This is a genomic window from Komagataeibacter kakiaceti JCM 25156, assembly GCF_000613305.1.
In genome coordinates, this window is record NZ_BAIO01000731.1 from 1 (window position 1) to 906 (window position 906).

Here is a 906-nt window from a genome sequence, read left to right on the forward strand (position 1 = left end):
CGCCATCGGTCGCGCACCCGCCGCGCGCGAGCGACGGGTCTTCGGGGTGCTGGATGATCAGCGCGCCGAAGCCTTTGGCGTAGGTCAGCATCTGGCGCATCATGCGGCTGTCGGCAATGGCGCGCGGCCCGTCGGTGAAGGCGATGGCCCCCGCTTCTGCCAGCAGGCCGATTTCCGCCATTTCCACGCCCGCGCAGTCACGGGTCAGCGCGCCATAGGGCAGGATGTCGATCATGCCCGTTTCCTCCCCACGCGCGCGCAGCAGGCGGGCAAGGGCCGGGTTGTCGATGGTCGGGCTGGTATTGGGCAGCACCGCGATGGTGGTGATGCCACCGGCCACCGCCGCACGCGCGGCGGAGGCCACGGTCTCGCGGTATTCAAAGCCGGGCTCGCCAATCGTGACCCGCATGTCCACCAGGCCGGGGCACAGGACAAGCTGGTTCTGGCCGTCAATGGTTTCAGCGCCTTCGGGCCGGCCTTCGGCCCCCGGCAGGTCGATGCCCGCGATCACGCCATCGCGCACGAGCAGGCGACCGGCGCGGTCGAGCCCGCTGGCGGGGTCGATCAGGCGGACATTTTCAAATACGACCGGCTTCATGCCCCGTCCCCCCCGCGTGAGAGGAGGTCCAGCACCGCCATGCGCACCGCAACCCCCATTTCCACCTGTTCACGGATCACGCTCTGCTCGGAATCGGCCACGCGGCTGTCAATTTCCACGCCCCGGTTCATCGGGCCGGGATGCATGACCAGCGCATGCGGCCGCGCCAGCGCCAGACGCCTGCTGTCCAGCCCGTAGAAGCGGAAGTATTCGCGCGCGCTGGGCACCTGCGTGCCCTTCATCCGTTCGCGCTGCACGCGCAGCATCATGACCACATCCACGCCCCGCAGCCCCGTCTTCCATGGTGT

General features: G+C 68.9%; 2 pseudogenes. Both read right to left on the reverse strand.

What is annotated here, in order from left to right:
- A pseudogene (locus JCM25156_RS18395) lies at positions 1 to 598 on the reverse strand (dihydroorotase); the annotation flags it as partial.
- Positions 595 to 906, reverse strand: a pseudogene (gene pyrB, locus JCM25156_RS18400) (aspartate carbamoyltransferase catalytic subunit); the annotation flags it as partial. The pseudogenes pyrB and JCM25156_RS18395, both read right to left, overlap by 4 nt.